This window comes from Fulvivirga sedimenti, from assembly GCF_020328055.1.
Window position 1 is genome coordinate 59,913 of record NZ_JAIXNE010000007.1, and the last position, 24,799, is coordinate 84,711.

The 24,799-nt window shown below is 43.7% G+C and carries 17 protein-coding genes; 7 read left to right on the plus strand and 10 right to left on the minus strand.

Annotated features, from left to right (window positions below; translation table 11 throughout):
* The first annotated feature begins 40 nt into the window (after positions 1-40).
* The 7 genes from LDX50_RS28100 to LDX50_RS28125 all read left to right on the plus strand — a co-directional run bounded on the left by LDX50_RS28100 (position 41) and on the right by LDX50_RS28125 (position 6,172).
* Positions 41-1,375 (plus strand): flippase, encoded by a 1,335-nt coding sequence (locus LDX50_RS28100; RefSeq protein ID WP_225699629.1) that lies wholly within the window; start codon positions 41-43, stop codon positions 1,373-1,375.
* 3 nt (positions 1,376-1,378) lie between these two features.
* The gene (locus tag LDX50_RS30910; RefSeq protein ID WP_255647434.1) at positions 1,379-1,501 is read left to right on the plus strand and encodes a hypothetical protein; all 123 of its coding nucleotides are present in this window, start codon (positions 1,379-1,381) and stop codon (positions 1,499-1,501) included.
* Between the two features lie 142 nt (positions 1,502-1,643).
* Entirely contained in the window at positions 1,644-2,351 is a 708-nt protein-coding gene (locus LDX50_RS28105) for a TolC family protein (RefSeq protein ID WP_225699630.1), read from the plus strand.
* A gap of 29 nt (positions 2,352-2,380) precedes the next feature.
* Entirely contained in the window at positions 2,381-3,961 is a 1,581-nt protein-coding gene (locus LDX50_RS28110; protein WP_225699631.1) for a hypothetical protein, read from the plus strand.
* On the plus strand, positions 3,958-4,839 hold the full coding sequence (locus tag LDX50_RS28115; RefSeq protein ID WP_225699632.1) for a decaprenyl-phosphate phosphoribosyltransferase: 882 nt from the start codon (positions 3,958-3,960) through the stop codon (positions 4,837-4,839). Before LDX50_RS28110 ends, LDX50_RS28115 begins: the two co-directional genes overlap by 4 nt.
* A 17-nt stretch (positions 4,840-4,856) precedes the next feature.
* Positions 4,857-5,588 (plus strand): SDR family oxidoreductase, encoded by a 732-nt coding sequence (locus LDX50_RS28120; RefSeq protein WP_225699633.1) that lies wholly within the window; start codon positions 4,857-4,859, stop codon positions 5,586-5,588.
* On the plus strand, positions 5,585-6,172 hold the full coding sequence (locus LDX50_RS28125; RefSeq protein WP_225699634.1) for an HAD family hydrolase: 588 nt from the start codon (positions 5,585-5,587) through the stop codon (positions 6,170-6,172). Before LDX50_RS28120 ends, LDX50_RS28125 begins: the two co-directional genes overlap by 4 nt.
* Here the strand turns inward: LDX50_RS28125 and LDX50_RS28130 are convergent.
* From LDX50_RS28130 to LDX50_RS28175, 10 genes are all read right to left on the minus strand, one after another.
* Positions 6,169-7,221: an acyltransferase family protein gene (locus tag LDX50_RS28130; protein WP_225699635.1), complete on the minus strand. Its 1,053-nt coding sequence runs from the start codon at positions 7,219-7,221 to the stop codon at positions 6,169-6,171. The genes LDX50_RS28125 and LDX50_RS28130 overlap by 4 nt on opposite strands.
* Positions 7,218-7,673, minus strand: coding sequence for a hypothetical protein (locus tag LDX50_RS28135; RefSeq protein ID WP_225699636.1), 456 nt, complete (start codon positions 7,671-7,673; stop codon positions 7,218-7,220). Before LDX50_RS28135 ends, LDX50_RS28130 begins: the two co-directional genes overlap by 4 nt.
* Positions 7,670-9,100: a GMC oxidoreductase gene (locus LDX50_RS28140; protein WP_225699637.1), complete on the minus strand. Its 1,431-nt coding sequence runs from the start codon at positions 9,098-9,100 to the stop codon at positions 7,670-7,672. The genes LDX50_RS28135 and LDX50_RS28140 overlap by 4 nt, the downstream gene beginning before the upstream one ends.
* Before the next feature lie 5 nt (positions 9,101-9,105).
* Positions 9,106-12,987 carry a fibronectin type III domain-containing protein gene (locus LDX50_RS28145; RefSeq protein WP_225699638.1) on the minus strand — a complete coding sequence of 1,294 codons (3,882 nt, stop codon included), beginning with the start codon at positions 12,985-12,987 and terminating at the stop codon, positions 9,106-9,108.
* Positions 12,988-13,144: 157 nt separating this feature from the next.
* A complete protein-coding gene (locus LDX50_RS28150; RefSeq protein WP_225699639.1) occupies positions 13,145-14,518 on the minus strand; it encodes a PorP/SprF family type IX secretion system membrane protein in 1,374 nt (457 codons plus the stop codon).
* Positions 14,515-19,806: a PKD domain-containing protein gene (locus LDX50_RS28155; protein ID WP_225699640.1), complete on the minus strand. Its 5,292-nt coding sequence runs from the start codon at positions 19,804-19,806 to the stop codon at positions 14,515-14,517. Before LDX50_RS28155 ends, LDX50_RS28150 begins: the two co-directional genes overlap by 4 nt.
* Before the next feature lie 110 nt (positions 19,807-19,916).
* The gene (locus LDX50_RS28160) at positions 19,917-21,536 is read right to left on the minus strand and encodes an alpha/beta hydrolase-fold protein (RefSeq protein ID WP_225699641.1); all 1,620 of its coding nucleotides are present in this window, start codon (positions 21,534-21,536) and stop codon (positions 19,917-19,919) included.
* Complete coding sequence (locus LDX50_RS28165; RefSeq protein ID WP_225699642.1) at positions 21,502-22,407, minus strand: glycosyltransferase family 2 protein; 906 nt, start codon at positions 22,405-22,407, stop codon at positions 21,502-21,504. Before LDX50_RS28165 ends, LDX50_RS28160 begins: the two co-directional genes overlap by 35 nt.
* A gap of 6 nt (positions 22,408-22,413) precedes the next feature.
* Entirely contained in the window at positions 22,414-23,628 is a 1,215-nt protein-coding gene (locus tag LDX50_RS28170; protein ID WP_225699643.1) for a glycosyltransferase, read from the minus strand.
* A 10-nt stretch (positions 23,629-23,638) separates the two neighbouring features.
* The gene (locus LDX50_RS28175) at positions 23,639-24,793 is read right to left on the minus strand and encodes a sugar transferase (RefSeq protein ID WP_225699644.1); all 1,155 of its coding nucleotides are present in this window, start codon (positions 24,791-24,793) and stop codon (positions 23,639-23,641) included.
* Between the last annotated feature and the right edge of the window lie 6 nt (positions 24,794-24,799).

Consider the following 24,799-nt stretch of genomic DNA (forward strand, 5'->3'; position numbering starts at 1 on the left):
TTTTTAGATATGTACGTCACTTTACCAAAAATTTAAGCAGGTGCCCAGCAAAACATCATATTGGATTCGCTCGGGTTCATATGCGATTTTTACGCGTATTTCAGTCACCTTATTTGGTCTGCTGAACTTCATTCTTTTGATTAAGATGATTTCTCAGAATGAGTTTGGTATCTGGACGCTGTTTCTTTCAGTTACGACCATATTTGAGTCCTTAAGAAATGCCTTTATCAGTAATCCTTTCATCAGATTTCTGAATAACGAAGATGAAGATAAGGCGAAAGGAATTATCAGTGCGGCATTCTACCTGAATCTGGCAACTGCATTTGCGGTGATGCTTTGCATGATCATATTTTCCTTTGCGTTGTCTGAACTCTGGGATGCACCGGTGATTTCCCCGATGTTTCAAATCTACATTCTCACTTCGTTTGCATTTACCTGGTTTTCCCATTTTAATTTTCTGATGCAGTCGAGATTGTCCTTTAAGGGGACATTTTATAGTACGGTGATTCAGAAAGGAGGTCTTTTCGCGTACATCGCATACCTGTATATATTCGATCTTGAGGTGTCATTGATCAGTCTTGCCTGGGCAAATGCGATAAGCTATATACTCAGCGCATTTACCTCGCTGTACTTTTCAAGGCATATGCGCAAATTCACTTTCAAAGTAAAGAAATCTGTTCTTGTTGACCTGGCTCAATATGGCAAGTGGACACTTGGCACTAACATTTCAGGGATGATCAATGTGGGCATTAATGACTGGCTCCTGGCAAGTTTCTACAGTCCGGCTTCAGTAGCAATTTATAATCCGGCAGTACGTATTTCGAACCTGTTTGAAGTCCCATTAACAGCTGTTTCCCAGATTTTTTACCCAAAAATGGTCAATGCAGTTCGGGAAAAGGGCATTTCCGAAGCAAAACATATGTATGAGAAATCTTTGGGGTTCATTATGCTTTTCTCGGTGGTCATCTTTGTTACTTTATTCGTTCTTGCCGAACCAATTATAGTAATTCTTTCGAAAGGCGCCACAGAATCATTTGCAGAATCCATTCCTGTTTTACGCGTAGTCTTGCTGTACAGTATTCTCATACCTTTTCACCGTCAGTTTGGAGTTACGCTTATGGCCATTGGTATGGCGAATATTAATTTCTATTTTGTGCTGGCGAGTGCGGTTGTTTCCATCATTATCAAGTTCTTTTTCGTAAAATATTTTGGAATAATGGGGGCCGCATGGGGATCTGTGCTGTCGTATTTTATTGATTTTGTTGCAGTTCAAATAATTTTACATAAAATACTGAAGGTAGAATTACTTAATGTTTTCCGGTATGCCTGGCAGATTCTTACAACCCGAAACTTAGAAACACGAATAAACCATTAGCACATGGAGGAAGAAAATAATCATAATTCGGAGGAAGATCAATCCAGGAAGGCGTACAGTACCCTGGTGATTGTTCTGATTTCCTTTTTATATCTCATTTTGTTTGTAAAGATCATGTTCTTTTAAATTCTTCATTCAAAGTGATATGGAAGTTCAGTTTTAGTATAATTATTACAATGTTGAAATGATGGTCTGAATAGTTTGTATCTTGACCTTGAATTTTAACTGGCGATAACAACGAATTAATCATTGATAATCAAGCAATAAAATGAAACGAATATTAATTTTATCTTTTTTGCTCATTTCGGCTCTGTGTTGGGGGGTCAGGGCTCAGGACGTAGACTATAACACGATCATTCTTCCTTCCGGGGCCTCCGATATCAGTTTCGCGGAAAAATTGGTACGTCTGGCATGGGAAAATAACCCTGCCAACAGAATTCTGGAATCGAGGTACCGGATAAGTGATATCCAGATAGATCAGGCACGATGGGAATGGCTTGATAATTTCAGGATTACTGGAAACATCAACGAGTACACAATTAATCCGGATCCGGATCTGCTCGACCGTAATTTATTTTTTCCACGCTATAACATCAGCGGTATGGTTTCACTTGGATATTTTGTAAATATCCCTCTTGCAGTAAAAGAGAAAAAGGAAGAATTAAATATTACACGTTATACAATCGACCAGCAAAAACTGGCGATTCGCGCAGAGGTTTTACGGAGATACGAGGAATATCTTAAAATGAGGGAGATTCTTAAGGTTGAATCTGAAGCCCAGGAAGATCTGTTTTCAGCGCTAAGCCTTGTAGAACAGAATTTCAGGAATGGATCAGCAACCATCGAGGAATATAATGGAGCACTCGAAAAGTATAATAATCAGCGGATACGCAAAATTACAGCACAGGGGGATTTTAACATGGCTAAAATTTCAGTTGAAGAATTGATTGGCGTTCGGCTTGAGGATGTCAAGTAACCTGCTGCAGATCAGAAAATCCACTAAAAATGATCGAACAATCATCACGTAATTGGGGTGGTTCAGGAATAAAAACTGATTTGCTGCTGTTCTTCGTGGTGGAAATGTTTTTACTGATCACCTTTCCGGAGAACAGGACAGAAACGGATGACGGCGCGTGGTATGCGTATATGGTGCGTGATCAGTCGATCCATTCGCTGTATAATCCACGTTTCCTGCTATTTCTTCCCTTTATGAAACTCATTGCAGGTGTTTTGCCGGGTGTTGATACATACCATCTGCTTTGTTACGTGAGCATGGCCTTTGCCGGCCTGGCTATTGTTCTTTTACGCAATATTTTGATCAAGTTCACCTCATGGCCAACAGTGGTTTCATGGTGGGTGATAATTTTGGTTCTTATTTCCTATGAATTCTGGCGTTATGCATTTGAAAGTGAAGTCTACATGCTCGCCATTTTCATGGTCCTCGCATGTTTATATTTTCAGTTGGAATTGTATCAGCAAGGGAAGGACTGGAGAACGTTAACAGCATTAATTCTGTGTTCTTCGCTGGCAGTTCTGTTTTACAAACCTGCCTTTATTATTGTATTTCTCATTTTGCCTTTTTTGCTGGCAGTAAAACAACGCTGGAAATATGCTTTTTTGCTTTACGGAGTTTCCGGTGTTATAATCCTGGGTTTTTATTTTTTAACCTACAAATACTATCTTCTTAAACCTGATTCATTCGTGGCCCACTTTATGGGTGGGGTGAATGATCCGGTGGGGAACCCGTGGATGGCGCCTGTAGTGGTTGTGAGCAATTTTATATCAACCATGTGGGTATTCGGGGTCAGGGAGCTCGGAGGAATAGTGAGCTCGGCATTTGCCCATAAGGTCGTACAGGAAGAATTGTTAACTGCCAGCCAGGTGGGCAACACTTCTTATTTCCTGATGTTTCTGTGTGCAGTCCTTTTTGTCCTGTTGGCTGCAGCGCTCTTTTTTGCCGTGAGGTATTTTAGAAGAAACGGGATGTCATTACCGGTATTCATTGTAGTATTCCTTGTAATCGTGGTGATATATGGCTCCTTCCTGGTTGTCATGGATCCATCTTCCAATGAGCCCTGGATCATGCTTACTATTCCATTAGCGATATTACTGGGGAATTATTTGTTTCTGCCTGTATATTATGCCGGAAGGAGATGGTTGGTGCATAGCATCCTGTTTGTTGTATTACTGATTAATTACATTGGCGGTATAGGACTCTTGAAGGACTCTTCCTGCGATTTTAATCGCCTGAAGACTGAATGGTTGTCACAAAATGCGAGGGATGGAGATCTGATATTAAGTTTGGGGCCAATGAGCTTTATCCGCTATCTTAATTACTATACGAAGGGGGAGGCCTATAATTACGAAGAACAGTTGATGATGAATGCACCCATGTTTGATTCGCTAAACGCATTTCAGGGTGAAATATATATTACAGAAGATATGATTGAGCCCATTCCCGCTATAACATTCAGGTCCGGGATAACCTCAGAGGTGTTGGACAGTGTATTTATGAAGTATTACTACGTTCCTGTGCCGGTAGATACCTCTAATAATTTTGTTACTTATAAATTAGTGAAAAGATGAATGTAAAAACCTTATTCGGATTATTACGGGTTCATCAATGGATTAAAAATTTATTCCTGTTTATTCCACTGTTCTTTGCCGGTCAGTTTTTCAATCTCGACAAACTGGTGGACGTTAGTATTGGCTTTATCTGCTTCAGCCTTGCAGCAAGTTTTATCTACATTCTGAATGATATCAGGGATATTGAACAGGATAAGTTACACCCTGAGAAGAAATATCGCCCCATCCCGGCCGGCAAGGTGAGTGTAGGGGTTGCATTATCGATTGGGATCATTCTCCTCATTGCATCTGTGGTGATTGCATGGCGGCTTAATGAGCTGTTCACCTATATTCTTATCTCCTATATCATTTTAAATTTGAGCTATAGTCTTGGGTTGAAGAAGATTTCAATTCTGGATCTGATCATTGTTGCAACAGGATTTGTTTTGCGGGTACTTGCCGGAGGTTTTGTTGCTGAAGTACCCGTTTCACACTGGTTAATCGTGATGATTTACCTGCTGGCATTATTTCTTGTATTGGCAAAACGCCGGGACGACATCCTGGAGTATCAGCAAAGCGGGGTCATGCTCAGAAAGAATATCCAGAATTATAACCTGGAATTTATCCACTCAATATTAACCCTTCTGTCGGCAGTAATTACTGTTTCCTATATAATGTACACAATATCCGATGATGTCTCGGAACAGTTTGATACGAATTACCTTTACCTGACAAGTGTTTTTGTAATCGCCGGGATCATGAGATATATTCAGATCACAATGGTCGAAAATAAAAGCGGAAGTCCGACCCGCGTTCTGTATACCGACAGATTCCTGCATATTACCCTTGCCGGTTGGATCGTTAGTTTCTTTCTCATTATTTATGCCTTTAAAATCTAGATAGCCTCATGCAAACGATGAAATCAGTACTCTTACTGGGAGCGATGAGTGATGTGGGCCAGGCGTTAGCCAATCAATATGTTAATGATGGCTGGGATGTCTGGCTTGCAGCGAGAAATCTGGAGAAACTTGATTTACTGCGCAATGACATAAGAATTCGAACGAATAAAGATTGTTCCTGCTTTCTGTTCGACGCGCTTGATTTTGAATCACATCAAACCTTTTTTTCTTCCTTACCCGGCTGCCCGGATGTTGTTATCCTGATTTTCGGACTGTTGGGTGATCAGGAAAAAGCTGCCAGGAATTGGGATCAATCCAAAGCCATTCTTGAAACGAATTATACCGGGGCAGTATCAATTTTAAATATTGTGGCGGCAGCCATGGCCGACAGGGGTTCCGGGACGATTGCAGGTATCAGTTCTGTGGCAGGTGACCGGGGCAGAAAAAGCAACTATCTCTATGGAAGTGCGAAAGCAGGGTTTACTGCATATCTGAGTGGTTTGAGAAATGACCTGTTTAGTAAGGGGGTGCATGTAGTAACCGTGAAGCCGGGCTTTATGAATACTAAAATGACCGAGAACCTGGATTTACCCGGTCCTCTTACGGCTGAGCCCGATCAGGTGGCAAAGAAGATTCAGCAGGCAATTAAAAAGAAAAAGAATACAGTATATATTAAGGGAATCTGGAGGTGGATAATGCTGATTATTGTACTGATCCCCGAATTTGTTTTTAAACGGATGAAGCTGTGAAAAAACTTGTCCTTTTTGATCTGGACGGAACCCTGACACGCTCGGATACATTGCTGGATTTTTTTAAGTATGTAAAAGGAACACTTGGGTATTATATTGGAATGTTCATAATCAGTCCCTACCTGATCCTGTACAAGCTAAAACTCTATCCCAACTGGAAGGCGAAGGAAAAAGCATTAACATATTTTCTGGGTGGACGGACGCAGGAGGAAGTTCAGGTACTTGGAAGGCAGTTTGCAGTGGAAATTATCCCGGAGCTTTTAAGGCCCAGGGGATTGCAGAAATTGAATGAACATATTGAAGCAGGAGATACAGTTGTGCTGGTATCTGCTTCATGTGAGCAATGGGTTGAGCCACTTGCTCACCAATGGGGAGTTGACTCCATATGTACCCGCCTGCAGGTTATTGATGGTAAGATTACCGGAACGATTGAGGGGAGAAATAATTATGGCCCCGAAAAAGCGAATCGTGTTCGTGAAAAGTTTAACCTGGAGAACTATCAGGAAATCATCGCTTATGGTGACAGCAGGGGTGACCGTGAGATGTTTGAACTCTCAACCCACCACTTCTACAAACCCTTCTAACTGCCGATAAGCATCCGGCTGTTTTTACCGGCAATCCATTTTACAAATCGTACTGCTGCCAGCGATAACAGGGAAACAAAGGCTACATACAATAAAAATGTAAATGTGTTCAACGTGAATTCGGGCAGATAAGCATTGATGACGTACTGAATAATGATGATGAAAAAAATATGGACGAAATATACACCAAAGCTGTAATCGCCCAGAAGTTTCAGCATGGGCATATTTCGATTATTGAACTGGTAAAAAACCCGTAATAAAATAATACAAAGAATATATACCCGGATTTTAACAATATTGAAAGCAAAGAATGGACTTAGTTCATTTTCATAGAATGACCCAATCTTTGGTGCGGGGATTACATGATTTATTTCCAGTATTGTGAGTGTGAGGTAAATTAAGATAAGCAATCCTGTGACAGGGAGGCTCAGCCGGGTGAGTTTTTCCCGGTAATTGGCTGCCCACATACCAAAAATATAGACGGGCAGAAAATGTACGAAGGAAGCCCAGATATTGCTGAAATATCCAAATTTATAGGTGAAAAGGCTGCCTATGAAAATAAAAGGAAATACGAACGTATAAAATTTAGGTTGGTCGATCCGAATAAGCAGTGGTGAAATAAAATAGAAAATCACGATCATTGGTATGAACCAGAATGGCCCGAGATGCTTCCCGGTAGAGAAATAGTATAATGCTTCTTCCCATGGATTATCAGGCAGGTATCCCGGCGGAATCCAGTCACTGCTTAATACATGAGTCACTTTCAAAACGATAGGGAAAAACGACATGATAATATAGGGAAGCAGTACATACTTTGCCTTCCTGTTCAGATATGACCTGTATTCAAATTTATTTTTCAGGTAGTGAAATAAAAATCCGGCAATGAAGACAAAGAGCATTGTTCCATTGTCCAGCAAGGTGGTGAAAACCTGCTGCCCGAATTCATTTTCACCCCAGCCAAGCGATATGCGGCAGTGAATCGCGACAATTATGAGAATTGCAAATCCACGGAAATAATGAATATAGTTTAAATAATTCTTCTGGTTCACACCCGACTATAGAACAAGTTCGAAAATGGATTTGAACAAGGTCGGCTGTATGGATTGTAAAATCCTAAATAATTAATTTGCTTCTGTTCATCCATTCCGTTCAGGAAAAAGTCAGTTGATAAGAGAAAGTCTGCGATTATTTCACTTCTGTACTGATGATACTTTCCTTCAAAAGGAAATTTTACCCATCCAACAGGCAAGCGGTCATAAATTCTTATCAGCCATTTTTTCTTTGCGTCAAATGAAGATAGATATCCGTTGTTCAATGCTTCCTTGATAAACTTATCAATGATTTCATCATTGATTTTCAACGAATTAAGATCATTTTTAATTATTCGCCTAACTATATGTTCAAAAGGTAAAAGTGCAAAAATTAGAATTAAGATTCCAATAAAAAGGAAGAATGATACCCTAATAAATTTGCGTCGAGTGATGGATGCTATGGGTTTCATGTCAGATATTTTTTAGCCGCCATCAGGGAAAGCGCACTCAGTGTGAGAGTGGGATTGGCCGGACTGATCGCCGGAAAGACGCTGCTTCCTGCCACAACCACATTCCGAATATCATGATGTACAAGTCCAGCATCAACAACACTGTTGTCCCGGCTTGTACCCATTCTGGTGGTTCCACAGATATGGAATTCTGTTTGCTGATTATTCGGGTCGATTTCATAGTGTTCAATCGGCAGAAAGCTGAAATATCGAAGGAAATCCTCTTCCAGATGATCCAGTCCGCTCTGTGTATAGGTGCTGTGTCCGGAATAAACAATTTCAGGGGTCACATTGTCCTGTCCTTTTATAACACGGTTTGAGTTCTGAGGCAGGTCTTCATAAATGAATTTGAAAATGGACATATCCCGCCACTTGCCAGGCTCATTTCGAATAAATGGAGTATTAAAACTTTCAATCAGACATCCGGCCCGGGATTTCCGATGATCACCATCATACATCATAAAACCATTGGCGGTAATGATGGAGCTTCCCCCGACATTTTTTAAGCCGTTATAATAAACACGCACGAACCGTCCTACCTGTTCTGAAATACCTGCACCAGTGAGAGTATTGGAATCTCCTGAATTCAGGAGAATATGCGGGTTAAATACAGCGTTGGCCCCAAGTACGATGTTGTCACACCCAACCGTTTCTTCGGTTCCATTATGAAGATAAACAATCTCGTTGGCCATATTCCCCTGCTTGTTGATATATATGGCCTGAGATTCATACTTCAGGGTAACTCGCGGGTCTTCAAACAACCATGAAAGGGAATTCTCAATGGTATATTTTGAGTTTACCGGACAGACATTGCATACTGCACTCGTGCAGCATTTTCCCCGTTTACCTACTGACTCTGTGGCTCGTGCAGTAGGCTGACTTATATATTGATTACCATATTTCTTGTTTAACAAAATATCGACCGTGCTCAATATCTGTGGTGGTTGACGATAGGAATGATCCATCGGCCAGGGGGTTTCTTCAGGACCGGCAATCTGCATGATTTCTTCGGCTTCCTCATAAAAGGGGAGGAGGTCATTGTATGAAATGGGGAAATCAGAACCTACGCCATAGGTTGATTTGAGCTTAAAATCGGAAGGCATAAACCTGGGTGTGCATCCTGTCCAGCAATTACTGCTGCCCCCAAAACTGGGGTCAAATACCCAAATTTTTTCGGATGAGGAATGATAAGTGTCCAATGCACCCATGTTACCCAGCGGGGTGTTATCTATTTTACTTCGTAAACGATCGGCATGTGGAAAACGCTTGCCTCGTTCGAGAACCAGTATTTTTGAAGAAGGCCCCAGAATTTCCAGGGCCTTCTTCAAAAAGAATGAGGATGCAAAACTTGTTCCGACGAATACAAAATCGTATTTAGCTTTTTGCATATGATCTATTTGATCACAATACGCTTTTGTGTCACCTGGGATCCATCTGTCAACACCAGGATGTACACACCTACCGGCATTGTCTGCGTGGGTTCAATTTTTACGCCACTCAGGAACTCGTTCGGATCACTGACGGTATTGAGATAAGTTTTACCCATCACGTCAATCAGGCGTACAGAAACCTTATCGGAATTTGCAGGTACAAATCCGCGGATGTAGATATTCTGATCATCCGTAGGATTCGGATATACGGTTAGTTCTTCAAGATTAGACTTATCAAGAACAACACGGATGGTCTTCGAATAGCTTGTTGTTCCATCAAAATCCACTTGCTTGATGCGGTAATATGCAAGATCAAGAGGCTGACGATCAACCCACTTATATTCATTTCTGGTATAAGTTGTGCCTGAACCGTCCAATCCACCGATAGCAACAAAATTGCTCGCATTGGTACCGCGTTCAACAAGGAATTTCTCGTTGTTCAGTTCACTCGCTGTAACCCACTTCAACAGTACTTCACCATTACCCGGGTATGCATCAAAGGAAACCATTTCTACAGGCAATGGACCACCTTCATTAGTTCTTGCAAGTACAGTATTACTATTGCCTGAACTGTTACCGACACCATCTCTTGCGATTACATAGAATGAGTATTCAGTATCGCTTGAAAGACCAGTTGCTGTAAAAGTTCTGGAACTTGTCGTTGCAAGGGCAGATGCACCCGAAGCGGTCTTGCCAGCGGTTGTACCCTTTTCATTCCCGTTCATGTAGATCACATACTCGGTAACGCCCACATTATCGGTTGACTCATCCCATGAGAGAACGACGCTTGAATAGGTCACTCCCATAACGGTGAGGTTTGTCGGATTCGTTGGCGCCTGTGTATCGCCACCGGTCGTGGCAGATGCCGGACCAACCTGGTTCGAGGAACCATTGGCGTTAAAAGCGTTTATTTTATAGTAGTATGTGGTACTTGCAGCGAGATCCGCATCTGTATACGTGAGCTCTCCGTAGGCAGTATTCCCGACAATTTGATAATTCACATTATCAGTGGATCTCCATACTTCGAACATGACGCCTGCAGGACTGCCTGAATAGGCCCAGCTGAGGTCGATTTCATACCCGTTGGCCGTAGCTGTTAACCCACTCGGAGCAGCAGGAGGAGTGATCGAAGGAATGGTTCCAAAACTTCTGTACTGCGAAGCCGGAATTTCCTGCCAGTTGCCGTTTGTATCCGGACCCCTGTAATTAAGTTGTAAATACTGACCTCCTGTTCTTTCAAAATACTTTACCGTAATCGGGTGAGCTCCCGCAGTGAGACTTACCGGCGATGTAGTCGTCTTGGTAGAAGCACCATGCAGACCATCGTGATTAAGTACCATTGCAGAACCAATATAGAGCTGACTTCCGTCGTCCGACTGAAGGCTAAAGTCATAATTTCCATTATTCTCTATGAACAGGAATCCAAAGAAATCATATGCGAAATAATCGCGCTCATCATTGGGTATGTACTGGGCATAGGCCACAGTTTCACGAATTTCTAACTGAGTCTGATCAAAAGCGGTCAATGCCCAGTTGGAATAATCGCGCACCACATCCCAGGTACCACCTTTATACAGGTTGTAATACATACCATCAAGTATATTGGTGAGGCTGATACCATTACTGTGTTCAGATTCATTATTCGCACCGTCCACAGCGGTCACATAATAGCCGTGCGTTGCGCCGGCCACAAGTCCGGTAATCTCAATCGATGTTTCTGTCGTAGTACCTACCAGCACACCATTTTCGTTGTACACGTTATAATGATCTACACCGGCATCATCAGTCGCTGCATCCCATGAGAAGTGCGCCTTATCAGGTTCTACCGTCAGGTATACATCTGCCAGTTCACCAACCACATTAGTTCTTGTTTCAAAGTAATTGAAATTATTGAAAGCGAAATTCTGTGGAGGACTTGGTGGCTCACTGTCTCCGTCTGTCGTTGAGCAAATGGAGCCATTGCCGCCAAGCGCTGCTGATGCCCCGTTCGCATTGTAAGCACGGATTGCATAGCAGTATGTTGTATTACTGGTCAGACCGGTATCCGTATAGGAAATAACCCCGGGTGCAGTGGTCTTTATCCATTGCCATGTCGTCTGCCCCAGAACTCGCCGATAGATTTCAAAACCTAATTCATCTGTTGAATTCGTATCCCAGAATAGGTTAAGCGACGCTGGCGTGTTGGGAAGTACCCTCAAATTTGTAGGAGCGAAAGGTAAGCTGCCACTTGTGGGTATTCTGCTGACGTAAATACTATTTGAAGGATTGCTATTACAAAGATTCTCATCGGTTACAACCAGGTGATATTCACTTTTTGTATATGTCGTGGTAATATTATCAACCTCTTCACCTTGCTCAAATATGTTTCCATCGCGATACCATGTATAATTGATAGGTGTTGATTCAGTAATAGCCGAAATATTTACATTATACTGAACATCGAGGCCGGGTAATGCAGTCGGTCCGTTTGCTACGATTTGAACATTGGGTCGTGGTCTTGAGCCTAATTCAAACCAGTCAGACCAGTGCGACCACGGCTGTGTACCGGTATAATAATCATTATACTTGATTCTGACACGGTATTTACCTAATTCGGTTGCGAATATGTAGTCCTTCCGTGAAGCACCGGAAAGGTCGACATCAGTGATCGTGCCGTTTATATCTTTTTGCCACTCATAGTCGACAAAGCCCTTGGAAACGGCAAGTTTTACATTGATCGGGTCTCCTTCGCAAACATTGGTAACGCCGAAGAATGGATGTATATGTGTTTTGTCATACTGCAGAAACCACTCAAAAAAGTCTGGTTCCGCATAAGCGGTATTCCAGGTTGCATGGCCCAGGTTAGGGTAGAGGTAATACCGAGGTGTTCCGCCGCCTTCACGCAGTTTTCTGAGCACGTTTCCGGTACTATTAGGGGAGGGCTTTGTGTCCCGGCCACCCTGAAATTGCCAGAGCGGAATTGGAACGAGTGTTTCAGCCAGATCTTCTGATTCCATAGGTGTCTGCAGACCTTCCTGCGGATACGCCTTGAAGAGTGCATTACCACTCATGGCAGCTACTGCTGCAAACATATCTGGCCTGGTATTAGCCATTTTCCATGTACCAATACCACCATTAGACAGTCCGTGCATGTAAACACGTAACGGATCAATCGGGTAATCCCGCATCAGTTGTTCGAGGAAAACCTCTACGATCCAAAGTGAAGAATATTCATTTCCTTCCGGACCTGAAACCCAACCATTCCTGTTCTGAGGAAAAACGATAATACCTGGAAAACGGCCATTGTTGCGGGCAATCAGGTGCTGATTACCACCGTGTACCAGGTTGTGGTCATTATTCCAAAGGTTGGCATAGTCCCCTGAAGTAGAATAACAGCTGTTATTCCAGCAATCTCCCCGCTCTCCGGCACCGTGCATCATAACCAGTAAAGGCAAGCGCTCCGTTCCGGGATTCTCAGGATCAAAACCAGGAGGGAACAGAATACGGAAGTTCATAAGCCATTCCTTTATCCTTGCAACATGGGGCTGGGGAGGCCCATCCTGCACTATATCCGGGTAATTTGAAGGACCATAGGCATTCGGATCACTCGGATGCGTGAAAAACGAGAAATCAAGATAAGGTGATGAATCAAATCCGGTTCTTGCTCCGGGGGGATTACGTGAGTATCCATAATAACCCGGACTATTTCTTCTTAATTGCAAAGGATCTGTAATGGCAGGGGCAGTAGTACCATCCAAACGATAGGAAATAGTACCAGGTACGATGAAATAGTAAGGTTGAGCAAGCAACTCACTCGTTGTTGCAATCAACAATATAACTATAATAGAGAGTATTTTTGACTTCATAACAGGCCTGATGTCAGGTTTTTCGATCGATGTAAGTACTTATACGGTTTCCGACAATTAGGTAACCAAATATAACCCAAAATGTCCGAATTATTATATCGAACAACCGATAATTACATATTTTTTCATGTAAGGCCTGCTATGAAAATGTTATGTTTTAACTTCTGATATGGAGCACCCAGGCTTCCGGAAAATACAGAGTTTTGATTTTTTTGATACTTCTGGTGGTATCCTTTGCCTGATTTTCAGAATCGGTGTGCATAATATAAATATATGTGAATCCCGTGGTTCTGCTGTAACCCATTGCGCTGGTATATCCTTTCTTCTGAACAGCGGCATTGTACCGGTCTGCATTCTCGGGAATTTTGAAGGCACCTACGACAACATAGTATCCGGGCTCCATCTGTGAGCCGTCATTGTCGGCAAGTTCTTTCTCCGTATCGTAATCAAGGCTGATGGATTCGACATCTTCGGAATTCTGAATCTCTTCATGTTTTTCCTTAACGATCGCTTCCTGCACAGAAGGAGCCGCAGCGGCAGCTATCACCTCCTCCTCAACAGGCTCGTCTTGAATACTTTGATTGATTTCTTCATCAGCCGGATCTTCGGAATTTTGTGCAGTGGTAATGAGAGGCTGCTTTTGTGCGTCAATCCGTTTGTTACGCTTACCTAGGCGGAAATTCAGCTGAATCTCGTGACTTCCATTCCCAAAACCAGAAACCATTTGTGAGGAAGCCTCATAAGCATAACTGAATCGCAGCCAGTCGTTGACCGACAAGCCAACTAACCCGCCAACTCCGCCGTCTTCACGATATGTCGCGCCAATCCAGGCAAATCCTTTATAGGTTACAACTCCCGCTGCTTCCCACTGACTCTTGCCCTCCTTATCGGTCCGTAACAAAGCATAGGGCTCAAGTGACCACTGTGGTGATAATTCAAAATTGTAACTCACCGAACTCAATGTCTGTTCCATCACATCAAGTCCCAGCTCCTCAAAGTTCGACTGATTTAAAATATCATTTTCAAACAATTCAGGCATCGCAAAAGCAAGTTTAAGCCTACCCAGGCTCACGTTCATTCCAAACGAACCCGTAGCATACCAGTTGTTTTCCATGGCACGGTCAATAGCAAGATCTGCCCCGGAGAAGTCGATACTGTTTCTGCCCACACCCAGTTGAAGTCCGAAATTTACCTGGATATCTTTACTGAGTGGAAGGTGATAGGAGGTCATTACAGCTGTCTCATACGTCGAAAGAGCCCCTCTTTTGTCGCTGAGAAGATTCATGCCCATGCTTACTTTCGTGCTCAGGGGTAACTGAAGGATCGCATTTATGGTTGAAGGGGCTCCCTCAATGCCTGCCCATTGGTTCCGGTAGTTCAAACTTAAATCTGTAAAACCAGAAGAGCCGGTAAATGAAGGGTTTACCAAAACCGGATTAATGAAATAATGACTGTACACGGGTGACTGTTGTGCAGTACCCTGGAATACCAAACCAAAAAATAGAACAACTAGACTAAAAAATCGTATCATCTCACAATCGTTATACTTCCATTCAATTTCTCTGATGAATCGGAGCAGCTTAATACAAAATAATAAACGCCCTCTCGTACGGGTTGTCCATTCCAGGTGCCATCCCATGTATTCTGGTACGAACTGTTTTCAAAAACTATTTGTCCCTGACGGTTAAATATCTTCACCGGACAATTCTCATATTTTTGAACATCCGGATCAAGAACCCATAGTTCATTATCTCCGTCTCCATTCGGAGTAAAGACTTTCATAGGGAACTGATTCGCTTCTTCCTGTGATAGCACCCTAATGATTACCTCATCTGATCCTGAAAGACCATTATTATCAATTCCTGTAATACGGAATGAGTAGGTGCCCAGTTCCAGTCCCTGAACAAGCGTTCGCGCATTATTCGGATTTGAAATAAAGGCCTGAGCTCCCGAGGTTTGTTCCCAGAAGAGGGTATCCAATAATCCGTCGTAATTGATAACGGCATCCAGTAATGCTTCCTGGTCCGGAATGTAAATATCGATATCATCACCAGCGAAAATTATCGGAGCCGAGGTGGTAGGATCATTTACGGTCACACGCATCGCATCTGTGCCTGTCAGACCGTCAGTATCCGTCACTCGAAGCCTGAAAGTGTAGACACCCTCTGTGAGATTACCAAAAGTTGGATTCAGCGTATTTCCTCCGGTTATTGAGGCGCTGTTAGGTCCGTTCGTCTGAGCCCACATGATCGTTGCAATGTTATCATCCGGGTCTGTGGCCTGGCCTATTACAGTTATATCAGACTGTGGAAGATCTATTACCTGGTCCGGGCCAGCATTAGCAACCGGGGGTTGCGGAACATTAGCTGCCTGAACGATAACACGGGCATCATCATGTGATACTGCTCCCTGGTCATCTTCAACGGTGATTCGGAAAACATAAACCCCTTCCGTAAGTCCGTTTATAACGACATTCAGTTCAGCAGGATTCGTAAGATTGGCTGCCGGACCGCTTAATTTGCTCCAGCCGATGATGGATATTGTTCCATCAGGATCAAATGCAGTTCCATTGAGAGTTACCTGATTCGTCGGTAGATAAATTACCTGATCGGGCCCTGCATTCGCATAGGGGACCTGATTTGCTGTTTCAGGAAGTACAGTTACCCGCACCTGATCGGTGGCAATGGCTCCTTCATTATCCGTTACCTGCAACTGCAGGATGTATACTCCTTCAATCAGCCCGTTGAGCTGTATGGTTGGAGCAGTTTTACTCGAGGTTACAGGGGTTGACGGGCCGGATATAACGGTCCACAAATAGGATGCAATTGTTCCATCGCTGTCAAGACCCGACCCATAAATTGTTGTTCGATCGATAGGCAGCTTTATAATAATATCCTCGCCTGCGGAGGCTGTTGGAGGCGTATTAACATCTTCAGCTTCAACAATAATTTGCATGGTATCCTCATCACTTGCACCGTCATCATCTGTTACCATTAATGAGAATGTATATATTCCTTCAGTCAGATTCGATATCTGTGTTACAGCCGTTCCCGGTGTTGCAATAGTGAATGATGAAGGTCCTGAGACTTTTGACCATTGATAGCTTACGATACTGCCATCGTTGTCGGAACCGGATCCGTTGGCCACTACAGAGTTTGTGGGCAATGTGATAGTACGATCCGGGCCTGCGTTTGCAACAGGCACCTGGTTCGCGATTTCAGCCTGTACGGTTACAGTTACCTGATCATTATCAGAAGCGCCGTCCTCATCTGTAACTTCAAGGTTGAATACATATACTCCCGGTACCAGGCCACTGATCGAAGCCGTGGGAAGCGTTGCATTGGCAATTGTCGCTGGTGCCCCTGATACCTGGGTCCATAAATAGGTGAGTACTGTTCCATCAGGATCAGAACCCTGTCCCACAAGGTTTGTTGTGCTGAGAGGAGCCTGAATTGTAATGTCTGCTCCCGCATTAGCGGTAGGGGGCTGGTTTACAATTTGTTCATTAACAGTAACCTGAACATCGTCACTGGCTGTTGCGCCATCATCATCGGTGACCGTAAGCCTGAACAGATATGTTCCGGCAACCAAATTGCTCAGCTGAAGAGTCGGTTGAGCAGCGCCTGTCATGGTAGCTGCAGGACCGCTAACTTTTGCCCATAAATAGCTCTGGATAGTTCCGTCGACATCACTGCCGCTTCCATTAAGATTTGTGGCATTCACCGGCAGCGTGAGATTCACATTGGGACCGGCATTTGCGACTGGCGGCTGATTGACTGCTGGTGCGTTAACCGTAATTCGTACCTCATCAGAGGATGTGTCTCCGTCGTTATCGGTTACGGTTAGTCGGAATATGTACACACCCTCAACCAGATTGTCAACCGTACTGATGAGCTGATCTGCATTTGACAGCGTTGCTGCAGGACCGGATGTTTTCGTCCAGGCAATGTTGGTGATAGAGCCATCCGGATCGGATGCCGTTCCATTTAAATTAGTGGATGAAACAGGGAGTGTGATCACCTGATCTGCACCTGCCGAAACAACAGGCAACTGATTTGTCGCCGTTACAAAGATTTGCATCTCGTCCTGTGCCGAGAGCCCGTCGCCGTCGGTAACTGTTAAAGTAAATGTATATGTGCCGGCTACCAGGTTTTGAACTGACAGCTCTGTGTTATTCGATGTGAAATCTGCTGCAGTACCGCCCGTTTGTGTCCATACGATATTTGCAATATCATTTTCCGGGTCGCTGGCGGTTCCATTGATTATGATGCTGTTGGTCGGTAATACCAGGTTAACATCTGCACCGGCATTTGCTACAGGCGGCTGATTCGCAGCATTAACAATAACCCTCATATCATCATCCGCGCTTGCTCCGTCATCATCTGTGGCACTCAACCGGAAAACATAGGTTCCCTGAATCAGGTTGGAAGCGGAAAGCGACAGTGTATTCTGTCCGGATAAAGTTGCGCTTGAAGGACCTGAAATCTGTGTCCAAACGGTCGTGGCTACGGTACCGTCTGCATCAGACGCACTTCCAGTCACGGTTAGTGAGTTTGTTGGTAACGTGATGGTTCGGTCTGCGCCGGCAGACACTACTGGTGCCTGGTTAACGACTTCAGGAGCCACATTTACCTGTACCTGGTCTGAAGCAGTGGCACCATCATTGTCGGTAACTACAACTCTGAAGACATATGTACCAGCCACGAGGTTACTTACACTTACAGATGCAGTTGTTGTTCCGCTAAAGGTAAAGGATGCCGGACCACTGATTTTTGTCCATGCATAGCTGGCAATGGTCCCGTCTGTGTCGGATGCCGTTGCCACCAGGTTTACTGAATTAAGCGGAAGCGTAATGGACTGGTCAGCACCAGCGTTCACTGTGGGTGGAACGTTTGTCTCTGCCGGGGAAACCGTTACAATCATATCGTCAGTTCCCGTTGCGCCATCATTATCTGTTACTGTAAGTCTGAATCTATAAGTGCCTTGTATTAAGTTGTTTATAGTAGTCACAGCAGCCGATGGATTTACAATATTAGCACTGGACGGACCGCTTACCTGGCTCCACAGATATCCAGCGATGGTACCGTCAGGATCACTTCCGCTTCCGTTGGTATTTATCCCGGAAGTCGGAAGATTTATATTTTGATCAGGACCGGCATTTGCAACCGGACTTTGGTTGGCGGCCAGGACTGTAACGCGCACATCATCGGTGGCTGTTGCCCCGTCGTTGTCGGTAACAGTGAGTCTGAATGTATAGGTTCCGGCAACTAATGCTGAAACCGTTGCGGTGGCATTACCCGGATTCGTTATTGTCGGGTTTGACGGTCCGCCAACCAGTGACCATGCATACGTCGTGATGGTACCATCGGTATCGGAACCCTGCCCGACCAGGTTAGTGCTGTTAACGGGTAAAGTAATAGTAATATCGGCGCCCGCGTTGGCCGTAGGAGGGTTATTGACGGCTGCTGGATTTACCGTTAGTTGCATATTATCGGTGTTGCTGGCACCGTCATCATCCGTTACAGTAAGTGCAAATACGTAAACGCCTTCTACGAGAGCAGATAAGGACAATGTACTGCTGTTGGTGCCAGACATTGTAATCCCGGAAGGTCCTGAAACCCTTGTCCAGCTGTATGAAACTATGGTTCCATCATTATCGCTTCCACTTCCGTTAATGTTAAGTGTATTTTGAGGTAATGTAATGCTTTGATCCGGGCCTGCATTTGCTACCGGGGCAATGTTAGCGGGGCCATTCACTACCACCCTGGCATCATCTGAAGCAGTATTTCCATCATTATCAGTTACGGTCAGCCTGAAAACATATGTTCCGGCCCCCATATTGTTTACGGTTAGATTGGGGCTGCTGGCATTAACCAGTGTAGCTCCGCCACCTGAAACCTTTGTCCATTGATAGCTTACTATACTTCCATCGGGATCATTGGCAGACCCGTTTAATGTTGCTGAATTGGTTGGAAGGGTTATACTCTGGTCTGGTCCGGCATTGGCGACGGGCGTACCACCGTTATTTCGTCGTTTCGAGAGTAACCATTCATATAAGTTTGGTTGATGATAGGTGTAATTAGTTTCAAAAGCCCGTGACCACGAATTATGACCTACTCCGGCATATGTCGTGAAGATCAGTTCAGCAGTAGGCACTGGAGTGGTACATGCGACAATGGCATTAAACACTGCACGTCCCCACGAATATCCGATGGTACCATCTGAGTCCCCGTGAAATGCCCAAACGGGAATTTTTCGTTCCGAGATGATACATGCCTTGTTTTCATCACCCCATCCGGCCGCAAGTCCGATCCCGGCAAGTTGATTTGGTTCATTCAGGGGAGAATAGGCATATTTATAGGTTCCGTTCGCCCCAAGACTCAGGCCAGTCAGGTAAATTCGATCCGGATCGAATCGGTAGTTATGCGGGCCGTTGTAGATATAGTCGAAAACACGCCAAATGTACACATCGCCCCATGAGCCGATAGTACCCAATAGTTGGGGAGCAATGACGATAAAACACTCTTCCACACCGTCGACAGTGAAGCACATATTATGTCCGTCGACGATTTCTTTTGGAGGGCCGTGGCGCTTTACACGTTCCAGGTCACTTGGGACACCGGTACCTCGCTCACCTAGTCCGTGAAGAAATACCAGAAGCGGATATTTTCGTGTGGGATTGGTATAATAATCCGGCGGAAGATATTCCAGGTATCCAATATTCGTATCGGTCATCCTGGCGGTAAACTGCGCAGCGGACTCCGTGACAAAGGAAAAAATAGCGCCAACTATAAATACTATTCGAAAAATTACTTTCATAAAATGGCCTTATGCAGTGTTTTATGCGTATATACACAATACGACAAAAATAAAGTTAGCCAAACTATAGGGATGAAAGTATTGAAAACTATACTGTTAATTACATGTGTTTAATTGCAGTTGGAATTAAAACTTTCAGGTAATCGCAGTTTGTACAGTTTTCCTTTCAACAGATTCTGGAAACTTTCATCGGTGATCCATAAGGTTTGATCATTCGTGAAGGTTATTCCTTCCTTCTGCGTAAAGGAGTTCAGGTTGTAAGAAGTCAGCTTCCCGTTGGAAAACCCGTTCTCGAAACAAGTTAACAGATAAATTTTGTCATGTCCTAACAATACAATTGTTTTTCCATCCGGACTGATATCGCCTGCCGTGATCCAGCCCTCGATCATGTTTTCGCCTTCCAGTTTCAGGCTGTCTACCAGGGTTGCTTTATAAGTTCCTGGAATATCGGGTAACCTGTAAATTCGTGTATAACCTGTATAGGGGTTGGTCCTGTTTTTTGTAAAGATATACAGGTTATTTTGCCAGTGAATCAGGGTTTCTGCGTCATACATGAGATTTTCCGACTTTGGTGGAAACTCGGTTTGATCTTCGTATGTAAATTGAATAATATCAGGCTTAACGCGTTGGTTTTCAATGTTATCTTCATTGAATTTATAGATGAATAATTCGTTTCGATTGTTGGCGTTATTGCCGATATCACCAATGTAGATATTGCCGTTTTTGTCTTTGCAAATGTCTTCCCAGTCATAATTGCTGGCAGCGGCGATTTTAAGTGGATTGATGATGGAGCCTGTTTGATCCACTTCAATCAGGTAGGGCGCATTTCCGCTGTCATTATGAATCCAGAATCCTCCGGATTTAGATGGAATAATGCCTGAAGCTTCCCCTAATGAAACGGGCAGAACATTTATTTCCTCCAATTCAAGCTTTTCATTAGCTGGTTCAATTTCGACATTCAGCTGATGATAGTTGAACCATTCATAAAGGTTCAGGCCCGGAACCTCACTTGAATATGCTTTTGACCAGGAATTGTGTCCTGTATTTTCGAATGTTGTAAACCGGTAATCAGAAATTGTCAGTTCCTTATTGCAGTTTTTGAGTGCGTCGAATATTGCTTTGCCCCGTTCATATCTTACCGTATTGTCGATATCTCCATGAAATGCCCAAACGGGAATATTTCGTTCTACAATCCTGCAGGCTTTGTTAACGTCACCCCATGCGGCAATTGGCGCAATCGCCGCCAGTCTGTTGGGTTTATTGAAATCGCTGTAAGCATATACATAGGTCCCATTGCCACCCATGCTCAATCCTGTGAGATATATCCTGTTCCTGTCAACCCGATAATGATTGAGTGTAAATTCCAGGACTTCATGAATCGTTTCCTGGGGCCAGTACCCTTGTTTGGTTGATAACTGTGGTGCAACCACAATAAATCCGGCAGGCATTTGTCCTTCATCTATAAGGGAAGGAGGTCCCCACTTCATGATACGGCCAAGTGTCTCCGGGGTGCCATCACCTCGTTCACCCATGCCATGAAGAAATAAAATCAGGGGGTAGGTGCGATCGGCGGAATTATAGTTCTGAGGAACATATCCCAAATAGGGTAGAGGTGCATCTTCAAAGGTTTTTTCAATATACTGCCCGAATGAAGAAAATGGCATCAGGATAACTGACAACCCTAATATGAGATATTTAATATTTATACCGTCCATTAACCCTTCCTTCATGAGAAAAATTCCATAAATATGCTTTGAGCAATTGATTTGCATGTTCCCGCTCTCCTTTGAAGATATGTCTCAGCAAATTTACGGGAATTGAAATTACTGAATAGAATAACAGAAAAATACTTCTGCTCAGCCACTTATGATTGCGGCGCATAAAAAGAATTCTGTTTCGGTTGAGATAATACGTTTTCAAGGGACTGTTCTTGCCGGTACTTACCGATTCCTTATGCCGGATCATTCCGCACGGAACGTAATAAAGCTCGTAGCCGGTATGCGCGATGCTTTCAGACCAGTCTAATTCCTCGTAATAAAGGAAAAACTCCTCCGGCATTTTGCCGGCTCTCTGAATCGCCTCGTTCCTGATCATCATGGCTGCGCCATGCAAATATGGGGTCATTGCAACCTCATCGTACTGGTGGTCATCTTTTTCAAATGTTCCAATGGTGGAGTTCCTTCCGGTGAGGATGTTAATTCGTTTAAATCCTGCGAACTGAAAAACTCCGGGTTCATCGAAGTAATGAATTTTCGGACTCACTCCTCCGGCTGATTCATTGTTTTCCATAAAATCAACCAGGCATTCGATCAGTCCTTCAGTAATTTCTGTGTCATTGTTTATGAAAAAGAGATATTTCCCGGTTGCTCTGTCGATCCCCAGGTTATTTCCACCTGCAAAGCCCAGATTTTCATCGCTCCGAATGAAGATCGTATCAGGAAACTGTCTCAGGATTTCTTTTTCCGGATTATTGACCGACCCATTATCTACTACTATTACCTCCAGAGGGTCCTTATAAACCGAAAGACTCGAAAGCATATCAAGTGTTACGGCTTCCTGATTGTAGTTCACGGAGATAATGGAGACTAATGGCCTGGACATTTCTTGTTATTTATGATCGACAATTTCGTCGATAGAGACATTCTGGCTGTTATCTGTGGCTAAAAAATCTTTTCTGTATTTCCCGGTCTGTAGTAAGGCTCGTACCTGAAACCAAATGAATTTAGGGACACCGCGGATAGATTTTAGCACATTCTGACTATGTGGCGAACGCCATGCAGCAAAAATGAAAAACAATACAAATAATATGAGCGCGGAAATGAGCATGAGTGGTATACGCAGATCAATAAACGCGCCAAGAATAGCCATAATCACAGCACTTCCGGCCAGCATGAATAACGGTGGCTTAATACTTATCACGCCGAGTACCAGCGCATTCCAGCGTAAACGGGTAATCCCTTTCCATATCAGGCGAAATGCATCCCCGATATTTTCGAAATAGGTATTGATCCACCTGGTACGTTGTCTTTCAACTTGTTTGCCTGAAACCAGTTTTTCATCAAAAACGATTGCTTCGGGTTCAAATGCAACCCGTCCTCCATTCAGCACGGTAAAATTTTGAAGCATTTTGTCTTCACCCAGGATTGGTCCTTCTTTCAGTTTGGACGTTACTTTTTTAGATTCGAGAAATGCCAGAAATCGTTCTTTGCGAATAGCCATACCAGATCCGGCGATGGTCGCACTGCTGCCCACGTTAAAAGCGACGTAACGGTCTGTGAAATTGTAATAGAATTCTCCCAACGAATCTGAACGTGCAACGGAAGAGTTCTTATTCTTGGCGATCCGTATTCCCTGAACCACATCAAAACCCTTATGGAAATAGGAGTTGATATTAAATAGAAAATCAGGATGCGCGAGATTGTCCGGATCCATGATAATGATCCCTTCGGTCCTGGGATTCAGATGAGGCACCGCGTACATCATGGATTTTACCTTCGACCCAAGTCCGGATTCAGGTTCAAGAACTTTAATATTTTTACCATACATATGATAGTCTTCCATTGTACAGGAATCAGCCACCACAATGATCTCAAGTCCCGGATAGTCATTCCTCAGAAGGGATTCCACAAGCGGGTTACACATGATGATGTTTTTATACGCAGTGATGATGCATGTGTAATGGTGCAGATATGGCGTTTCAGGACGTTTAGGGTACGGAATGATTAGGCTGAGAAGCCAAAGAAGGAGAGCCTGGGTGAGGAAGAAGGTTAATATGCCAGCAACCACCCATCCCAATAATTCCAAAAGGCTATAAATAGGCATTGATCCTGGTTTATACTTGCTCTTTTTGAAGCAGTGCGAAAGGTGTTTTTACCATGATCTTCAGATCATACCAGAATGAATTTTCAGTAGCATACTTCATATCCAGTGAAACACGTTCGGCTTCCGACATTTCTTCTTTGCCTCGTTTGGTCACCTGCCACAAACCTGTAATCCCGGCAGGAGCAAGGAATCGAAGGGCCCATTGATCCTGGGTTAGTTTTTCAGCCTCATATAAAGGAAGCGGCCGGTTTCCAACCAGCGACATGTCGCCTTTTAATACATTGAAGAGCTGAGGAAGCTCGTCCAAACTTGTTTTACGCAGAAAACTGCCAAGTCGTGTTATCCTGGGATCATTCTTAACCTTAAAGAAAAGACCTGAGTCTGAATCGGTTTCGCCTTTATATTGGTTCAGGTGCTTCATTTTTTCAACCTCCGCATCCGCATTAACCCGCATGCTTCGGAATTTATAAAAATTGAAAATCTGATATCCCTTTCCGGCGCGTTTCGAAATATAAAATACCGGACCCTTTGAATCCACCTTGATAGCAATGGCAATGAGCAGCAAGATGGGACTCAGGAGTATTAATGCAGTTCCCGAGACCACTATATCAAATGCCCGCTTCATAGACCACATTTTGAAAGCCTCCGCATTGTGGAGGTTCGGTCTTGATTCCTTTCCAACTTCATCAACGCTTTCCATGGATAATTCCTGCAGACGGGTTAGAAAATCTATCCGAAAACACAGGTCATCTACATGAATGGATGACGTAAAATAATCATCGGCACCAACCCGAATCGCTTCATCCCGTTCCTGGATCGAATAATTATTCGTGAGAAAGATTACCGGGAGATCTTTGAGATAGCCGGTATTCTTGAGCGACTTAACATATTCAAAGGTTTTAATGCCCTGGATGTCAGTATTGCAGATGATAACATTTGGTAGCGGACTGTAACGAAAGTGCTTGTCTTTCAGCCATTTGATGGCATCTTTTCCGCTCGACATGCAATGGGTAAGATAATTGGCCTCATCCAGTTTGGCAGAAAGGTCGTTGCATTCGCCAACAAATAGCACAAATGATTTGCGCATCCGGCGAACATCCTCCGAAGTGGGGAAACCCGGCGAACTTTCAAGACTGTTAAAGTTGAAGGTAAAGTTCTTATCCATAGACAC

Bases quoted from the DNA above. Each gene is read 5' to 3' on its own strand.
- LDX50_RS30910 (WP_255647434.1), top strand. From the start codon at position 1,379: ATGGAGGAAGAAAATAATCATAATTCGGAGGAAGATCAATCCAGGAAG.
- LDX50_RS28105 (WP_225699630.1), top strand. From the start codon at position 1,644: ATGAAACGAATATTAATTTTATCTTTTTTGCTCATTTCGGCTCTGTGT.
- LDX50_RS28110 (WP_225699631.1), top strand. From the start codon at position 2,381: ATGATCGAACAATCATCACGTAATTGGGGTGGTTCAGGAATAAAAACT.
- LDX50_RS28115 (WP_225699632.1), top strand. From the start codon at position 3,958: ATGAATGTAAAAACCTTATTCGGATTATTACGGGTTCATCAATGGATT.
- LDX50_RS28120 (WP_225699633.1), top strand. From the start codon at position 4,857: ATGAAATCAGTACTCTTACTGGGAGCGATGAGTGATGTGGGCCAGGCG.
- LDX50_RS28135 (WP_225699636.1), bottom strand. From the start codon at position 7,673: ATGAAACCCATAGCATCCATCACTCGACGCAAATTTATTAGGGTATCA.
- LDX50_RS28140 (WP_225699637.1), bottom strand. From the start codon at position 9,100: ATGCAAAAAGCTAAATACGATTTTGTATTCGTCGGAACAAGTTTTGCA.
- LDX50_RS28145 (WP_225699638.1), bottom strand. From the start codon at position 12,987: ATGAAGTCAAAAATACTCTCTATTATAGTTATATTGTTGATTGCAACA.
- LDX50_RS28150 (WP_225699639.1), bottom strand. From the start codon at position 14,518: ATGATACGATTTTTTAGTCTAGTTGTTCTATTTTTTGGTTTGGTATTC.
- LDX50_RS28155 (WP_225699640.1), bottom strand. From the start codon at position 19,806: ATGAAAGTAATTTTTCGAATAGTATTTATAGTTGGCGCTATTTTTTCC.
- LDX50_RS28160 (WP_225699641.1), bottom strand. From the start codon at position 21,536: ATGAAGGAAGGGTTAATGGACGGTATAAATATTAAATATCTCATATTA.
- LDX50_RS28165 (WP_225699642.1), bottom strand. From the start codon at position 22,407: ATGTCCAGGCCATTAGTCTCCATTATCTCCGTGAACTACAATCAGGAA.
- LDX50_RS28170 (WP_225699643.1), bottom strand. From the start codon at position 23,628: ATGCCTATTTATAGCCTTTTGGAATTATTGGGATGGGTGGTTGCTGGC.
- LDX50_RS28175 (WP_225699644.1), bottom strand. From the start codon at position 24,793: ATGGATAAGAACTTTACCTTCAACTTTAACAGTCTTGAAAGTTCGCCG.